Below are 15,281 nucleotides of genomic sequence, written 5' to 3' on the forward strand. Positions count from 1 at the left end.
GGACGAAAGGAACATCGTGCAGCCGCACCACGACGGATCCGCCAGTTACGTCCCGCAGCAGGAGCCCACGCTGGGGGAGACAATCGACGTCTTCGTCCGGGCGCCGGCCGGGGGCGACATCCAACAGGTATATGTGCGCACGACTGGCGATGGCGAGCCGCGTTTCCGCGAGGCCACTGTGGACCGCGTCGACGGTGAGGTGGTCTGGTGGCGGGCCGAGATCGAGGCGCGCAACCCGGTGAGCAACTACCGCTTCCTGCTCTCCGGGCGACGGCGTACCCGGTGGCTGACTGCCGCCGGGCTGGTCGACCACGACGTGCCCGACCACGGTGACTTCAAGCTGGTCACCCACGCGCCGCCGCCGGCCTGGGCGCGCGACGCCGTGATCTACCAGATCTTTCCGGACCGGTTCGCCCGCTCCGCGGCGGCCGGCACCCGGCCGCTGCCGGACTGGGCGATCCCGTGCGACTGGGACACCCCGGTGATCGGGCGCGGCCCGGAGACGCCGCACCAGCTCTACGGCGGCGACCTGGACGGGATCGCCGAGCGGCTGGACCACCTGGACCGGCTCGGGGTGAACACCGTCTACCTGACCCTGGTCTTTCCGGCCCGATCCAACCACCGCTACGACGCGGCCAGCTTCGACCGGGTCGACCCGTTGCTCGGCGGGGACGCCGCGCTGGCCCGGCTCGCCGACGCGGTACGGGCCCGGGGCTGGCGGCTGCTCGGCGACATCACCAGCAACCACACCGGCGACGCGCACGACTGGTTCACCGCCGCGTCCTCCGACGTCCGCGCTCCGGAACGGGAGCTGTACTACTTCGACGGGAGCACCGGGGACTACGAGTCCTGGAACGGGGTCAAGTCGCTGCCGAAGCTGAACTGGCGAAGCGCCGAGCTGCGCCGCCGCTTCGCCACCGCCGAGGACGCGGTGCTGCGCCGCTGGCTGCGCCCCCCGTACGGGCTGGACGGGTGGCGGGTGGACGTGGCGAACATGACCGGCCGGCGTGGCGCCGACGCGTACACCCACGAGGTGGCGGCGCTGCTGCGCTCGGTGGTGGCCCAGGACCGCCCGGACGGCCTGCTGATGGGCGAGCACGGCCACGACCACACCGGTGACCTGGACCGCGACGGCTGGCACGGCACCATGAACTACGTCGGCTTCACCGACCCGGTCTGGTCCTGGCTCCGCCACGGCGACCAGCCGGTGCCGAACTTCCTCGGCACGCCGGGCGGGGTGCCCCACCGGGACGCGGACGCGGTGCTGGCCACCATGGACGCCTACCGGTCGCTGGTGTCCTGGCGTTCGTACGTGCACTCGTGGCAACTGCTCGGCTCGCACGACTCCGCTCGGATCCGGACGGTGGTCGGCGACGCGGCCCGACAGGAGGTCGCCGCCGGGCTGCTCGCCACCATGCCCGGCATCCCGATGATCTTCGCGGGGGATGAGCTGGGCCTGACCGGCACGAACGGCGAGTCGTCTCGTACCCCGATGCCGTGGCACCGCCCTCGGAGCTGGGACGCCGGCACGTTCGCCGCGTACCAGGCGCTGATCGCGCTGCGGCGGGGTGAGCCGGCGCTACGCCACGGCGGCCTGCGGCGGCTGCACCACGACCCGGACACGCTCGTCTTCCTGCGCGAGGCGCCGACCGGGGCGGTGCTGGTGCTGGCCCGCCGGGCACCCGGCGGCCCGGTGCGGCTGGCCGGGCTGCCGGCGGCCGAGAACCTGTACGGGGGTGCGCCAGCGCTCCGACCCGGCCCGGACGGCTCGATGACCCTGCCCGGTGACGGCCCCACCTTCCAGGTCTGGCGGCTGTGCTGAACGCGGTCGGTCAGCCTCGACGCGCCGATCCGCAGGACCCCCTACTACAAACTGTCGTTGATAGGGGAGGATGGGCGGCGTGGAAGCTCTGCGACTGACTCTCCTCTATGTCCATCTGATCGGTTTCGCCCTGCTGCTCGGCGGCTCGATCGCCCAATACATCAGCGGCCGGCTGCGGATCAACCCGGCCATGCTGTGGGGGGCGGTGATCCAGTTGCTGACCGGGCTCGGCCTCTCCGCCCCGCTGCGCGACGGTGACGAGCCGGCCCCGGCGAAACTCGTGACGAAGCTGGTGATCGCGCTGCTGATCTTCGTCATGGTCTTCTTCTCGCGGAAGCGGGACGTGGTCAATCGCGGTCACTTCCTCGCGATCGTCGGCCTGACGCTGGTCAACGCGGCGGTCGCGGTCTTTTGGCGGTAGCGTCCGAGGAGGGGGCCGCCCCTGAAAAACGGACGTTCGTGACGCCTGGACTGCTCGCCTACCAGCACGAAGAGTGACTTGCCCCACGCGAGGATTACACCCGGGTAACAGGCACTCAACAGTCGTGCACGATTGTCGGCTGGTGGGTGGGCGCGGGCGTACGCTCCCGTCCGTAACGTGGGACAGCCGGCGGCACACCGCAGGTCGGCTGATGGGCTGCCACCGCACTAGGCGCGGTGTGCAATGGGAAGGAGACGTCTTGCGCTCGGTGCGTGGGATGCGGATCGCCTCGATCTTCGCGGTGGGTGGGCTCGCGCTCACCGCCGCCGCGTGTGGCGAGGCCCCCAAGGATGACAACAACGCGGGCAGTGGCGCCAAGAAGTTCAGCGCCTGCATGGTGACCGACGTCGGCGGCATCGACGACAAGTCGTTCAACGCTTCGGCCTGGAAGGGCCTGCAGGAGGCCAAGGCCGCCAACGACAACATCGACATCAAGTACGTCGCGTCGAAGGCCGAGGCCGACTACGAGCCGAACCTGACGCAGTACGTCAACCAGAAGTGCAACTTCATCCTGGCCGTCGGTGGCCTGATGTCGAACGCCACCTCGAAGATCGCCAAGGCGAACCCGAACCAGGAGTTCGGCATCGTCGACGCCAACCCGGGTGACGCCAACGTCTACCCGATGCAGTTCGACACCGCGCAGGCCGCCTTTCAGGCGGGCTACCTGGCCGCCGGGCTGACCAAGACCGGCAAGGTGGCCACCTACGGCGCCCTGCCGATCCCGCCGGTGACCATCTTCATGGACGGCTTCGTCGACGGCGTGGCGTACTACAACACCACCAAGAAGAAGAACGTCCAGGCGCTCGGCTGGGACAAGGCGACCCAGAAGGGTTCCTTCACCAACGACTTCGCCAAGCAGGACGAGGGCAAGAAGGTCTCCGACACGCTGGTCGCCCAGGGCGCGGACATCATCATGCCCGTCGCCGGTGGCTCCGGCCTCGGCACGACCTCCGCGGCCAAGGCCTCGAGCGGCAAGTACAACACCATCTGGGTGGACGTCGACGGCTGCGAGAGCACCCCGGACTGCGCGGCGATCATCACCACCGTGGTCAAGAACATCCCGGACGCCGTCAAGGAGGCCGTGGTCAAGGCCGCCGCCGGCGACAAGCTGCCGGCCAAGCCGGGCTTCGTCGGCACCCTGGCCAACAACGGTGTCTCGCTCGCCCCGTACCACGACTTCGACAGCAAGGTTCCGGCCGAGCTGAAGGCCGAGATCGACAAGATCAAGGCGGACATCGCCGCCGGCACCATCACCGTCACCTCAAAGGCCCAGCCGACCAAGTGACGACCGGCCGGTCCCTCCGGTGAGATCATCGGAGGGTCGGCGGGGACAGGTACGACCGATCCGGCCGCTCCGGCGCCGCGGGTGACCACCCGTGGGGCCGGAGCGGCCGATCGCGCGCCACGATGACCGGGCCAGCCGGGCCGGGTCGACGGCAGCTACGCTGCACCATCGCTCGCACTCCAGGAGGTTGCGCTGAGACTCGAACTGCGCGGCATCACCAAGCGGTTCGGTGATCTGGTCGCCAACGACCACATCGATCTGACGGTGGAGCCTGGAGAGATTCACGCCCTGCTCGGCGAGAACGGCGCGGGCAAGTCGACCCTGATGAACGTGCTCTACGGGCTCTACCAGCCCGACGAGGGCGAGATCCTGGTCGACGGCAAGCCGCTGAAGCTGAAGGGCCCGTCCGACGCGATCGCGGCCGGGATCGGCATGGTGCACCAGCACTTCATGCTGGTGCCGGTCTTCACGGTCACCGAGAACATCATGCTCGGAGCCGAGCAGGTCCGGGGCGGCATCGCCGGCTTCCTGGACCGGCGGCGTGCCCGGCGCGAGGTCGCCGAGGTGTCCGAGCGCTACAACCTGCAGGTCGACCCGGACGCGGTGATCGAGGACCTGCCGGTCGGCATCCAGCAGCGCGTCGAGATCGTCAAGGCGCTCACCCGCGACGTCGACCTGCTCATCCTGGACGAGCCGACCGCGGTGCTCACGCCGCAGGAGACCGAAGAACTGCTGACGGTCATGCGGTCGCTGAAGGCGGCCGGCAAGTCGATCGTCTTCATCACCCACAAGCTCGGCGAGGTCAAGGCCATCGCCGACCGTATCACCGTGATCCGACGCGGAAAGACCGTCGGCACCGCCTCGCCGGAGGCCAGCCGTGACGAACTGGCCGCGCTGATGGTGGGGCGCAGCGTCCGGCTCACCGTGGACAAGGGCAATGCGACACCGGGCGAGCCGATGCTGGAGGTGGCCGGGCTGGTCGTCGACGACGACCGGCAGATCCGCGCGGTCGACGGGGTGGACCTGACCGTACGCGCGGGCGAGGTGCTCGGCGTGGCGGGTGTGCAGGGCAACGGTCAGACCGAGCTGATCGAGGCGATCATGGGCTTGCGCCCGGTGCTCGCCGGCACGGTCAGCCTGGCCGGCGACCGGATCGACGGCTGGACGACCAAGAAGGTGCTCCGCGCCGGCGTCGGCTACGTGCCGGAGGACCGCAGCGTGGACGGCCTGGTCAAGGAGTTCAGCGTCGCGGAGAACCTGGTGCTGGACATCTACGACCGGCCGCCGTTCGGTGCGGGGCTCGCGCTCAAACCGGACGCGATCGCGACCTCGGCGAAGGAGCGGATCGAGCAGTTCGACGTCCGCACCTCATCGGCCGACGCGCCCGTGGGCACCCTCTCCGGCGGTAACCAGCAGAAGGTGATCGTGGCCCGGGAGCTGTCCCGGCCGCTGAAGCTCTTCATCGCCGCCCAGCCGACCCGCGGCGTCGACGTCGGGTCCATCGAGTTCATCCACAGCCGGATCATCCGCGAGCGGGACATCGGCACCGCCGTCATGGTGGTTTCCAGCGAACTCGACGAGGTGATCGGGCTGGCCGACCGGATCGCGGTGATGTACCGGGGTCGGATCATCGGCATCGTCGGCCCGGACACCCCGCGCGAGGAGATCGGCCTGCTGATGGCCGGTATCAGCCCGGACGCGGCCCACGAGCAGGGTACGGACGCCGTGCCCACCGACGGCGCGGCTACCGACGGGAGCCCGGCGAGCGACGCAGGCTCCGCGAACGAGGACGAGGCATGAGCGACCCCATCCCGCAGTCCGGCTCGCCGGACAAGGAGCCGGCGAGCGAGGCGCAGGCCGCGCAGAACGCGCTCAGCAACACCGAACGGGCCGAGCCGGCGACCAAGCCGGACCCGTCGGCACCGGAGCCCAAGCCCAGCCTGGGCCGGCTGTTCCTGGACAACCTCTGGGCGGCCAACACCTTCACGGTGACCCTGCTGTCGTTGGTGCTGGCGATCGTGGTCGGCGCGGTGCTGATGATCATTTCTGATCCGGCCGTGCTCTCCACCTACTCCTACATCACCGCCCGCCCGGCGGACGCGTTCAGCGCCAGCTGGACGCTGGTCAGCGAGGCGTACGCGAACCTGTTCAAGGGGTCGATCTTCGACCCGGAGGCGTTCTCCGGCTGGCTGAACGGCAGCAACGGCTGGCAGGCCGTGCTCGCGCCGATCTCCGAGACGCTCACCTACACGGCGCCGCTGGTCTTCACCGGCCTGGCGGTGGCGCTGGCCTTCCGCGGCGGCCTGTTCAACATCGGTGCCCAGGGCCAGGCCACCGTCGGCGTGGTCCTGGCGGCGCTGGCCGGCTTCCTGCTGCCGCTGCCGCCCGGTCTGCACCTGCTGGTGGCGGTGCTGGCCGGGGCCCTGGGCGGGGCGATCTGGGGTTTCATCCCGGGCATCCTCAAGGCCCGCGCCGGGGCCCACGAGGTGATCAACACGATCATGCTCAACTACGTCGCCACGTACTTCCTCACCTGGTTGATCGTGCAGAACGGCGTGCAGGACCCGACCCGTCCCGACGCGATCAGCAGGGCGGTGGACACCTCCGCCCAGCTGCCCCGGCTGCTCGGTGACAACCTGCGGGTGCACGCCGGCATCCTGCTCGCCGTGCTGGCCACCTGGGCGGTCGCCTGGCTGCTGAACCGCTCGACGCTCGGCTTCGAGCTGCGCGCGGTCGGTGCCAACCCGGACGCCGCCCGGACCGCCGGAATCAGCGTCACCCGGACGTACATCCTAATCATGGTCTTCTCCGGAATCCTGGCCGGCCTCGGCGGCTCGAACATGGTGTTGGGCTCCACCGCCAGCGCCCTGACCCCGCTGGTGGTCGCGCAGATCGGCTTCGACGGCATCCTGGTGGCGCTGCTCGGCCGGGTGAAGCCGTGGGGGGTGCTGCTGGCAGGGCTGCTGTTCGGGGCGCTCCAGGCCGGCGGTAACCGGATGCAGTCGTACTCGGGGATCTCGCTGGAGCTGGTGACCGTGCTCCAGGCGCTGATCGTCATCTTCATCGCCGCGCCGGCCCTGGTGAAGGCGATCTTCCAGCTCCGGGCCGCGCGCGCCGCCCGGTTGCAGACGAGCCTGGCGAAGGGCTGGTAACTCATGTCCACCATGGCTGTCCCCGACATCGCGGTCGCCCCGGTCGACGAGGGCTTCTGGACCCGTAGCCGCAAGGTCGGTCTGACGCTGCTGGCGCTCGGTCTGCTGTCGGCGGTGCTCTTCGGCGCGCTCGCCACCGACCAGCAGGCCCGGTTCACGCTCAGCGACGACGCGGCCGGCGCCGCACTGGAGATCAACGGCACGATCGGGGCGATCCTGTTCGGGATCATCGCGATCGCCGCTGGCGCGGCGCTGCTCGCCGGGGTGCCGAAGCGCTGGTTCCTTCCCGTGCTCGGCGTCGGGCTGGTCGGCTTCGTGCTCTCCTTCCTCTGCTGGCAGGTCTCCGCCGCGCCGGCCGGGCAGAACTTCATGCCGCTGGTCAACATCATCCGGGGCACGTTCATCCTCGCGCTGCCGCTGATCTTCGGCGCGCTCGCCGGGGTGCTCTGCGAACGGTCCGGCGTGGTCAACGTGGCCATCGAGGGTCAGTTGCTGATGGGCGCGTTCAGCGGCGCGTTGTTCGGCAGCCTCTCCGGCAGCGTCTGGGTGGGTCTGGTCGCCGCCGCCCTCGGTGGCGCGTTCATCTCGCTGCTGCTGGCCGTCTTCGCCATCCGCTACCTGGTCGACCAGGTCGTCATGGGCATCGTGCTGAACCTGCTGGCGGTCGGTGTCACCGGCTTCCTCTACGAGCGGCTGATGCAGACCGACGCGACGAAATACAACAGCGCGCCACGCTTCAGCAACTGGAACATCCCGCTGCTCGAGGACATCCCGGTGCTCGGCCCGGCGCTGTTCCGCGGCAACATCTTCCTCTACCTCGGCCTGCTCCTGGTGCTGGTGATCCACATCGGGCTGTTCCGGACCCGGTGGGGGCTGCGTACCCGCTCGGTCGGCGAGCACCCGACCGCCGCCGACACGCTCGGCGTCAAGGTGCTGCGGGTGCGTTACCGCAACGTGCTGCTGGCCGGCGTGGTCGCCGGAATCGGCGGCGCGTCCTACACGCTGGCGCTCTACTCGTTCACCAAGAACATGATCGGCGGCAAGGGCTTCATCGCACTGGCCGCGCTGATCTTCGGCCGGTGGAACCCGACCGGCGCGCTGCTCGCCGCGCTCTTCTTCGGCTTCGCCGACCAGCTCGCCACCTATCTGGGCGCGATCAACAGCGTGATCCCCAGCCAGTTCCTGGCCATGCTGCCCTATCTGGCGACGATCCTGGCGGTCGCCGGGTTGGTCGGCCGGGTCCGGGCACCGGCTGCGGACGGCAAGCCGTACATCAAGGGCTGACGCCCGGCGTCGACGCGGCGGGGCCGAGGTGGTCCCGCCGCAGGCAGCGATGACGGTGCGGCAGAATGATGGGATGACTGAGATCGACTGGGCGCGATTGCGCGCCGCCGCCTCGGACGCGATGCGGCACGCGTACGCGCCGTACTCGACGTTCCCGGTCGGCGCGGCCGCGCTGGTCGACGACGGCCGCGTGGTGGTCGGCTGCAACGTGGAGAACGCCGCGTACGGGGTGACCCTCTGCGCCGAGTGCGGGGTGGTGTCCAGCCTGCACGCCACCGGGGGTGGCCGTCTCGTCGCGCTCTCCTGCGTCGACGCCACCGGTGAGCCGTTGATGCCGTGCGGCCGGTGCCGGCAGCTGCTCTGGGAGCACGGTGGGCCGGAGTGCCTGATCGAGACCAAGGGTCGCCCGCTGCGGATGGCAGAGCTGCTGCCGCACGCCTTCGGTGTGGAGGACCTGGAGGCGGTGACCGGTGAGACGCCGGTGCCGGTGGTCCCGGAGCGGCTGGCTGCCTGGCGCGGGCGCGGCACCGTCTTCGTGCACCCGGACATGTCCGCCGGGCAGCAGGTCTGGACGGCGTACTGGGAGCGGTCGGCCGGGGACGACGCGGGCGCCGAGACCGGCGTGCTGGAGGAGGCCCCGAGCTGGGACGACCCGGCGGAGGCGATCACCTGGGGGATGGCCCGGACGCCTCGGGTGGTGGTGGTCGACGCGACCGGGACCATCTTCTGGGCCGGTGAGGGCGAGCCGCCTTTGGAGATTCCCGTTCGCTGGGCTGCTGGTTGAGCTCTGGGGATTGGGCCGACCGCGCCCGGCTCCGGGCGGTCAGGCTTGATCCCTCCGCCGGGCACGGTCGGCCCAATCCCTCGGTGTTCACGGTCCGTGGGTCGGGATCTGCATACGACTAGGAAAGATCTTTTCTGATGAGTAGTGGTTTTGCTGCTGTTGATGTCATTCGGGTGAAGCGGGACGGGGGTGTGCTGTCGGACGCGCAGATCGACTGGGTGATGGACGCGTACACCCGCGGGGTGGTCGCCGACGAGCAGATGGCCGCGCTGGCCATGGCGATCCTGCTCAACGGCATGACCGGCCCGGAGATCGCCCGGTGGACCGCCGCGATGATCGCCAGCGGTGAGCGGCTGGACCTCTCGGCGGTACGACGCCCGACGGTCGACAAGCACTCCACCGGCGGCGTCGGCGACAAGATCACCCTGCCGCTCACCCCGCTGGTCGCGGCGTGCGGCGCGGCCGTGCCGCAGCTCAGTGGGCGCGGTCTCGGGCACACCGGCGGCACGCTGGACAAGTTGGAGTCCGTCCCGGGCTGGCGGGCCGCGCTGAGCAACGACGAGTTCATCAGCCAGCTCGGCGACGTCGGCGCGGTGATCTGCGCGGCCGGCGCCGGCCTGGCTCCCGCCGATCGGAAGCTGTACGCGCTGCGCGACGTGACCGGCACGGTGGAGGCGATCCCTCTGATCGCCAGCTCGATCATGAGCAAGAAGATCGCCGAGGGCACCGGCGCACTGGTCCTCGACGTCAAGGTCGGCTCGGGCGCCTTCATGAAGTCCGTCGACCAGGCCCGTGAGCTGGCCCGCACCATGGTCGAGCTGGGCGGTGCGCACGGCGTGCGGACGGTCGCCCTGCTCACCGACATGTCCACACCGCTCGGCCTGGCGATTGGCAACGCGGTCGAGGTGACCGAGTCGGTCGAGGTGCTGGCCGGAGGTGGACCGGCCGACGTGGTGGAGCTGACGCTGGCCCTGGCGCGGGAGATGCTCGACGCCGCCGGCCTGCCGGACGCCGATCCGGCGGCGGCGCTGCGGGACGGCCGGGCGATGGACTCCTGGCGGGCGATGATCCGGGCGCAGGGCGGCGACCCGGACGCGCCGATGCCGGCTGCCCCGGAGGTCGAGGTGGTGCGCGCGGAGCAGGACGGGCACGTGGCGGCCGTCGACGCGTACGCCATGGGGGTGGCGGCCTGGCGGCTCGGCGCGGGCCGGGCCCGCAAGGAGGACCCGGTGAGCGTTCCGGCCGGGGTGGTCCTGCACAAGCGACCCGGCGATGCGGTGCGGGCCGGTGACGCCCTCTACGAGCTGCGCGCCGAGGACCCGGCGCGGATCCCGGCGGCGCTCGCGGAGGCGGCCCGCGCGGTGCGGGTCGCGCCGACCGCGCCGGTGCCGACGCCGCTGGTCATCGAGCGGATCGGCTGACCTGACCCGGGGTCGGGGCGGCGTGGTGCCGGTCACCAGGGAGCGCTATTCTCGCAGGCCAAGGGGGGATAGCCGGCCTTGAGCCGTCGCGAGCAGACAGGAAAACGCGCCGTGACCGTACCTGCCCCCGACCCACGAGAGGTACGCGAGGCGAGCCTGGACGAGTTGTCCCGGCTCCGCCTGCCGTTGCCGCCTCCCCAGTTCCCGCTCGTCTGGGAGCCGGGTGACCAGATCGAGTTGCGCCCCACAGCGGAGATCGAGGCGCGGATCGCCGTGCTGCACCTGATCCTGGCCCGCTGCTTCGGGATGCCCCCGCAGGCGGCGATGAGCTGGCTGCTCGGCTCGCACCTGATGGAGATGGTGACCCCGCCGGAGTGGCAGTTCGTGACCGGCGGCAAGGGCGACCACCGGTCGTTCGTGCTGCACCACGACGCGCTCTTCGCCCTGGCCTGGGTGCTCGGGCTGAGCAAGCAGCTCGACCCGACCCTCGCCGTGGACGAGCGGCTGGTCGAGCGGCTGCCGCACATCGCCGAGGGGGAGACGTTCCCGCGCTGGCGGTCCCGGATCCTCACCGCGCCGCAGCATCCCGCCGACGCGGCCGCCCTGCTCGATCTGCACTACTGCCTGGACTGGGCTTACCTGGAGACTGAGCGGGTCGGGCGGTCGCTGCCTGGGCTGGTCGACGCGAACGCGATCGGTCAGCGGCGCTGGGCGCTGGAGTGGGCGGTGATCCTGCGTGGGCCGTACCACGATGAACCGCCCGGCTGGGAAGAGGTCGACCTCTCCACCTGACCTCAGCGGGGCCGCTGGACGTCGAGCCGGACCGCCACGGTGACCCGGACCGGTTCGGGCAGCGCGACCAGCCGGGCGGCGAGAGCGGCCGGGTCGGTGTGCCATGCGCTGGGGCCCATCCCGACCAGGGTGGCGACCTCCGGCCGGGTCAGCGTCAGCTCCGCCCGGTGTACGGCCGAGTTGACCCCGGTGAAGTGCCCGCCCAGGCTGCCGGCCACCCGGTCGGCCTTGTCCGGGTCCACTCGCAGCAGGCCGAGAGCGTCCACCAGTTCGGCGAGGTGGTCGGCGGCGGGGGTGACCACCAGCAACGTGCCGTTCGGGTCGAGCACCCGGTGGAACTCCGCGCCGTTGCGCGGGGCGAAGACGTTCAGCAGCACGGAGGTCGACGCGTCGGCGAGCGGCAGCCGCTGCCAGGTGTCGGCGAGCGCCGCGGCCGCCCGGGGATGCGCCCGTGCCGCGCGGCGGAGCGCCGGCTTGGACACGTCCAGGGCCAGACCCACCGCGTCCGGCAGCGCCGCCAGCACCGCGCCGAGGTACCGGCCGGTGCCGGCGCCGGCGTCCACCACCAGGGGGTACGCCTCGAAGTCGGGCGTCGGCGGCTCAACCCGTACCTCTGCGGTTGTGTCCTTTGCTCTGCTTGCCTCCGCGCAACGGTTCTGTCCGGAAACCGTTGCGTCGGTTGAAGCAGAGCAAAGGGCGGACGGGGTAGGCCCCGGGTGCGTGGCGGCCGGCGCGCGGAGCCGGCCGACGGCGTCCGTGGCGGCAGCGGCGAGGGCGGCCGAGATGACGTCGTAGTGCCCGGCGGCGAGGAAGTCCGCCCGGGCGGCCACCATCTCGGCGCTGTCGCCGGCGTGCGGGGCGCGCCCGGCCAGCAGGTTGACGTACCCCTGCCGGGCGATGTCGAAGCTGTGCCGGCGCGGGCAGCGCAGCGCCCTGGCGGTGCCGGCGGTCGACTCGGACAGCGGCTCGCCGCAGACCGGGCAGCGCAGCCGGTCGAGGATGCGCGGGTCCACGTCAGGCCGCCGGTTCGGGCTGCGGGCGGGTGGCCCGGGGCTCGGGGCCGGCGAGGTGGTCGACCACCCGGTGGGTGAGCGCGCCGAGCGCGTCGACCTCAGCGGGGGTGAGCAGGTCGATCAGGTGCCGCCGGACGGCGGCCACGTGGCCGGGGGCAGCGGACTCGATGGCCTGCCGACCCGCCGGGGTGAGCACGACGATGGAGCCGCGGGCGTCGTCGGCGCACTCCTCGCGGGTCACCAGGCCGCGTTGCTGCATCCGGCTCAGGTGGTGCGAGAGCCGGCTGCGCGACCACAGCATCCTGGCGGCCAGCTCGCTGAGGCGCAGCCGCCCCTGCTGGGTCTCGGAGAGGTCGGAGAGCACGTCGTAGTCCGGCTCGGAGAGGCCGGCGTCCTGGGTCAGCTCCCGGGCCAGCTCCAGATCGAGCAGTCGACGCATCCGGCGGTAGCCGCGCCAGGCGCGGGCCTCCCGTTCGTCCAGCCACCGCGGTGTGTCCATACGTGGAGTCTAGCGGTTTGGTTGACATGTCACCGATTCGCCTGCTAGGTTGATGACATGTCAACAAATTCACTCGAGCGCGACCCGACCACCCGCCGCCTCAACGTGATCGTCGCGAGCACGCGCCCCGGCCGGGTGGGTCGGATGATCGGCGACTGGTTCACAGACGCCGCCGGCCGCCACGGTGGCTTCGACGACGTCCGACTGGTCGACCTCGCCGAGGTCGGGCTGCCGTTCCATGACGAGCCGCATCACCCGTCCGAGGGTCGCTACCTCTACCGGCACACCCAGCGGTGGAGCGCGACGACCGCGGCCGCGGACGCGTTCGTCTTCGTGATGCCCGAGTACAACTACGGCTTCAGCGCCCCGCTCAAGAACGCGATCGACTACCTCTACCACGAGTGGCAGCACAAGCCGGTGGGCTTCGTCAGTTACGGCATGAGCTCCGGCGGCCTGCGTGCCGTTCAGATGATCAAGCAGGTGGTGACCACGCTCAACATGGTCCCGGTCAACGACGCGGTGACCATCTTCTTGCGACAGGCGCTGGACGGCGCCGGCCGGCTGGTGCCGGATCCGGGGCGGGACGCCGCCGCCGAGGCGATGCTCCACCAGCTCGGCCGGCTGGCCGCCGCGCTTGCGCCGCTGCGGGTGCCGGCATGAGCGACCGGCTGTGGGGGCTGTTCGGCACGCGGGGGCGCGGGGTGCTGGTCACCCTGCGCCGGGACGGCCGACCCCAGCTGTCCAACCTCGACTACCTGGCCGAGCCGGGGCTGATCCGCTGCTCCACCACCGGGGACCGGGCGAAGGTGCGCAACCTGCGCCGCGACCCCCGGGCCAGCTTTCACGTGACCACGCCGGACGGCGGCGCGTACGCGGTCGCCGAGGGCACCGTTACCCTCACCGAGCCGGCCGCGGCCACCGCCGACGCGACGGTCGACGAGCTGGTCGAGGTCTACCGGCGGATCCGCGGCGAGCACCCGGACTGGGCGGACTACCGTGCCGCCATGGTCGCCGACGGGCGGCTCGTGATCCGCCTCGAAGTGCACCGGGTGTACGGCTGGCAGCCGTGACTGCCGGCCGGTCCCGTCCCGGTCCGCCAGGGTCGCTGACTAGGGTCTGAGCATGGTCGCAACTATCCGGTACGAGGACATCGTCAAGGTCCCGAAGGCGCTGCTGCACGACCACCTCGACGGCGGGCTGCGGCCGGCGACGATCGTCGAGCTGGCCGCGGAGGTGGGCCACGAGCTGCCCACCACCGACCCCGAGGCGCTGGGGCGCTGGTTCGTCGACGCGGCCGACTCCGGCTCGCTGGAGCGCTACCTGGAGACGTTCGCGCACACCGTGGCGGTCATGCAGACCGCGCCGGCGCTGCGCCGGGTGGCCCGCGAGTGCGCGCTGGACCTGGCCGCCGACGGCGTGGTCTACGCCGAGGTGCGGTTCGCTCCGGAGCAGCACCTGGAACAGGACCTGAGCCTGGACGAGGTGGTCGAGGCGGTGCTGGCCGGTTTCGCCGAGGGCACCGCCCAGGCCGTCGAGGCGGGGTTGAACATCCGGGTGGGCACGCTGCTCACCGCCATGCGGCACGCGGCCCGTTCGCAGGAGATCGCCGAGCTGGCCGTGCGGCACCGGGACTCCGGGGTGGTCGGCTTCGACATCGCCGGCGCCGAGGCGGGCTTCCCGCCCACCCGGCACCTGGACGCCTTCGAGTACCTCCAGCGGGAGAACTTCCACTTCACCATCCACGCCGGCGAGGCGTTCGGCCTGCCGTCGATCTGGCAGGCGATCCAGTGGTGCGGCGCGGACCGGCTCGGCCACGGGGTGCGGATCGTGGACGACATCACCCCCGGCGCGGCGCCGGTGCTCGGCCGGCTGGCCGCGTACGTCCGGGACAAGCGGATCCCGCTGGAGCTGTGCCCGTCGTCGAACGTGCAGACCGGAGCGGTGGACTCGATCGCGGACCACCCGATCGGCCTGCTGCGGGACCTGCGGTTCCGGGTCACCGTCAACACCGACAACCGGCTGATGAGCGGCACGTCGATGTCGCGGGAGATGGCCCTGCTGGTGGAGACGTTCGGCTACGGCTGGCGGGAGTTGCAGTGGTTCACCATCAACGCGATGAAGAGCGCCTTCATCCCGTTCGACGAGCGGCTGCGGATCATCGATGAGGTGATCAAGCCGGCGTACGCGAAGCTGCTGGCCTGAGTGGTCAGCCGTGCGGGTGGCCGGCGAGCAGGCCGGCCACCCTGCGCAGCACCTCCCGGGCCCGGGCCGCCTCCGCGCCCAGCCCGGTCTGCCGGCGCAGCACCGCGGGCTCGGCGCGCAGCAGTGCCACCCCGCGCCGGACCAGCACCTGTGGCGCCTTGCGCTGCTCGGACAGGTCGCGGGCCAGCCGGCGGAGGAAGGTCGCCCCGCGCGGGCGGCGCAGCGCGTACGCACCGGCGAGCAGGCCACGACGGCGGCACTCATCGACGATCTCGGCGGCGAAGATCCCTTCGGCCACGAAAAGTGGCGATCCGGCGACGTTAAATGGCCGTGTGGCTACCCGTCGATCCGCGCCGATCGCATAAACCGGCACATCGGCGCGACCCTCGCGAGCCAGTCGGGCAATCGTTTCGACCGCCGTGAGGGCGTCCCACGACTCGGGTGATTCCCAGTCCACCTGGCCGTTTCGGCGCGGCAACGTAGGGTCATCGCCATCTTTGTAAAAGTCGTCCAGGCAGAGCACCGGTAGGCCGGTTTGCTGCGCTA

General features: G+C 71.2%; 15 protein-coding genes. 12 read left to right on the plus strand and 3 right to left on the minus strand.

Annotation, left to right across the window (positions count from 1 at the left end):
• Positions 1–16 precede the first annotated feature (16 nt).
• From ACWD6N_RS00240 to ACWD6N_RS00280, 9 genes are all read left to right on the plus strand, one after another.
• The gene (locus ACWD6N_RS00240) at positions 17–1,822 is read left to right on the plus strand and encodes a glycoside hydrolase family 13 protein (RefSeq protein ID WP_450004260.1); all 1,806 of its coding nucleotides are present in this window, start codon (positions 17–19) and stop codon (positions 1,820–1,822) included.
• A gap of 79 nt (positions 1,823–1,901) precedes the next feature.
• On the plus strand, positions 1,902–2,243 hold the full coding sequence (locus ACWD6N_RS00245) for a hypothetical protein (RefSeq protein ID WP_354962606.1): 342 nt from the start codon (positions 1,902–1,904) through the stop codon (positions 2,241–2,243).
• A 277-nt stretch (positions 2,244–2,520) separates the two neighbouring features.
• Entirely contained in the window at positions 2,521–3,588 is a 1,068-nt protein-coding gene (locus ACWD6N_RS00250; RefSeq protein WP_354962934.1) for a BMP family lipoprotein, read from the plus strand.
• Positions 3,589–3,840: 252 nt separating this feature from the next.
• Entirely contained in the window at positions 3,841–5,388 is a 1,548-nt protein-coding gene (locus tag ACWD6N_RS00255) for an ABC transporter ATP-binding protein (RefSeq protein WP_354962935.1), read from the plus strand.
• Complete coding sequence (locus ACWD6N_RS00260) at positions 5,385–6,740, plus strand: ABC transporter permease (protein WP_387323229.1); 1,356 nt, start codon at positions 5,385–5,387, stop codon at positions 6,738–6,740. The genes ACWD6N_RS00255 and ACWD6N_RS00260 overlap by 4 nt, the downstream gene beginning before the upstream one ends.
• 3 nt (positions 6,741–6,743) lie before the next feature.
• Positions 6,744–8,024, plus strand: a complete 1,281-nt coding sequence (locus ACWD6N_RS00265) for an ABC transporter permease (RefSeq protein WP_354962608.1) — start codon at positions 6,744–6,746, stop codon at positions 8,022–8,024.
• Between the two features lie 49 nt (positions 8,025–8,073).
• Positions 8,074–8,808, plus strand: a complete 735-nt coding sequence (locus ACWD6N_RS00270) for a cytidine deaminase (RefSeq protein ID WP_387323231.1) — start codon at positions 8,074–8,076, stop codon at positions 8,806–8,808.
• A 137-nt stretch (positions 8,809–8,945) separates the two neighbouring features.
• Positions 8,946–10,229 (plus strand): thymidine phosphorylase, encoded by a 1,284-nt coding sequence (locus tag ACWD6N_RS00275; protein WP_387323233.1) that lies wholly within the window; start codon positions 8,946–8,948, stop codon positions 10,227–10,229.
• A gap of 111 nt (positions 10,230–10,340) precedes the next feature.
• A complete protein-coding gene (locus tag ACWD6N_RS00280; protein ID WP_354962611.1) occupies positions 10,341–11,021 on the plus strand; it encodes a DUF4272 domain-containing protein in 681 nt (226 codons plus the stop codon).
• Between the two features lie 2 nt (positions 11,022–11,023).
• Here ACWD6N_RS00280 and ACWD6N_RS00285 read toward each other — a convergent pair whose 3' ends face one another.
• Positions 11,024–12,034 carry a putative RNA methyltransferase gene (locus ACWD6N_RS00285; RefSeq protein WP_354962612.1) on the minus strand — a complete coding sequence of 337 codons (1,011 nt, stop codon included), beginning with the start codon at positions 12,032–12,034 and terminating at the stop codon, positions 11,024–11,026.
• 1 nt (position 12,035) lies between these two features.
• The gene (locus ACWD6N_RS00290) at positions 12,036–12,533 is read right to left on the minus strand and encodes a MarR family winged helix-turn-helix transcriptional regulator (RefSeq protein WP_354962613.1); all 498 of its coding nucleotides are present in this window, start codon (positions 12,531–12,533) and stop codon (positions 12,036–12,038) included.
• A 57-nt stretch (positions 12,534–12,590) separates the two neighbouring features.
• On the opposite strand from ACWD6N_RS00290, the gene ACWD6N_RS00295 reads away from it, so the two are divergent.
• Genes ACWD6N_RS00295 through ACWD6N_RS00305 form a run of 3 tightly spaced genes read left to right on the plus strand, consistent with a single transcriptional unit; the run spans position 12,591 to position 14,735 of the window.
• On the plus strand, positions 12,591–13,193 hold the full coding sequence (locus tag ACWD6N_RS00295) for an NADPH-dependent FMN reductase (RefSeq protein WP_354962614.1): 603 nt from the start codon (positions 12,591–12,593) through the stop codon (positions 13,191–13,193).
• Positions 13,190–13,603 carry a PPOX class F420-dependent oxidoreductase gene (locus ACWD6N_RS00300; RefSeq protein WP_354962615.1) on the plus strand — a complete coding sequence of 138 codons (414 nt, stop codon included), beginning with the start codon at positions 13,190–13,192 and terminating at the stop codon, positions 13,601–13,603. Before ACWD6N_RS00295 ends, ACWD6N_RS00300 begins: the two co-directional genes overlap by 4 nt.
• Before the next feature lie 52 nt (positions 13,604–13,655).
• Complete coding sequence (locus ACWD6N_RS00305) at positions 13,656–14,735, plus strand: adenosine deaminase (protein ID WP_387323237.1); 1,080 nt, start codon at positions 13,656–13,658, stop codon at positions 14,733–14,735.
• 4 nt (positions 14,736–14,739) lie between these two features.
• On the opposite strand, the gene ACWD6N_RS00310 is transcribed toward ACWD6N_RS00305, so the two are convergent.
• Complete coding sequence (locus ACWD6N_RS00310; protein ID WP_354962617.1) at positions 14,740–15,033, minus strand: hypothetical protein; 294 nt, start codon at positions 15,031–15,033, stop codon at positions 14,740–14,742.
• Positions 15,034–15,281 lie beyond the last annotated feature (248 nt).

The organism is Micromonospora sp. NPDC005163 (assembly GCF_053599835.1).

Excerpts from the sequence above, each read along its gene's own strand:
- ACWD6N_RS00250 (WP_354962934.1), top strand. The coding sequence starts at position 2,521 with ATGCGGATCGCCTCGATCTTCGCGGTGGGTGGGCTCGCGCTCACCGCC.
- ACWD6N_RS00260 (WP_387323229.1), top strand. The coding sequence starts at position 5,385 with ATGAGCGACCCCATCCCGCAGTCCGGCTCGCCGGACAAGGAGCCGGCG.
- ACWD6N_RS00265 (WP_354962608.1), top strand. The coding sequence starts at position 6,744 with ATGTCCACCATGGCTGTCCCCGACATCGCGGTCGCCCCGGTCGACGAG.
- ACWD6N_RS00270 (WP_387323231.1), top strand. The coding sequence starts at position 8,074 with ATGACGGTGCGGCAGAATGATGGGATGACTGAGATCGACTGGGCGCGA.
- ACWD6N_RS00275 (WP_387323233.1), top strand. The coding sequence starts at position 8,946 with ATGAGTAGTGGTTTTGCTGCTGTTGATGTCATTCGGGTGAAGCGGGAC.
- ACWD6N_RS00290 (WP_354962613.1), bottom strand. The coding sequence starts at position 12,533 with ATGGACACACCGCGGTGGCTGGACGAACGGGAGGCCCGCGCCTGGCGC.
- ACWD6N_RS00295 (WP_354962614.1), top strand. The coding sequence starts at position 12,591 with ATGTCAACAAATTCACTCGAGCGCGACCCGACCACCCGCCGCCTCAAC.
- ACWD6N_RS00300 (WP_354962615.1), top strand. The coding sequence starts at position 13,190 with ATGAGCGACCGGCTGTGGGGGCTGTTCGGCACGCGGGGGCGCGGGGTG.
- ACWD6N_RS00305 (WP_387323237.1), top strand. The coding sequence starts at position 13,656 with ATGGTCGCAACTATCCGGTACGAGGACATCGTCAAGGTCCCGAAGGCG.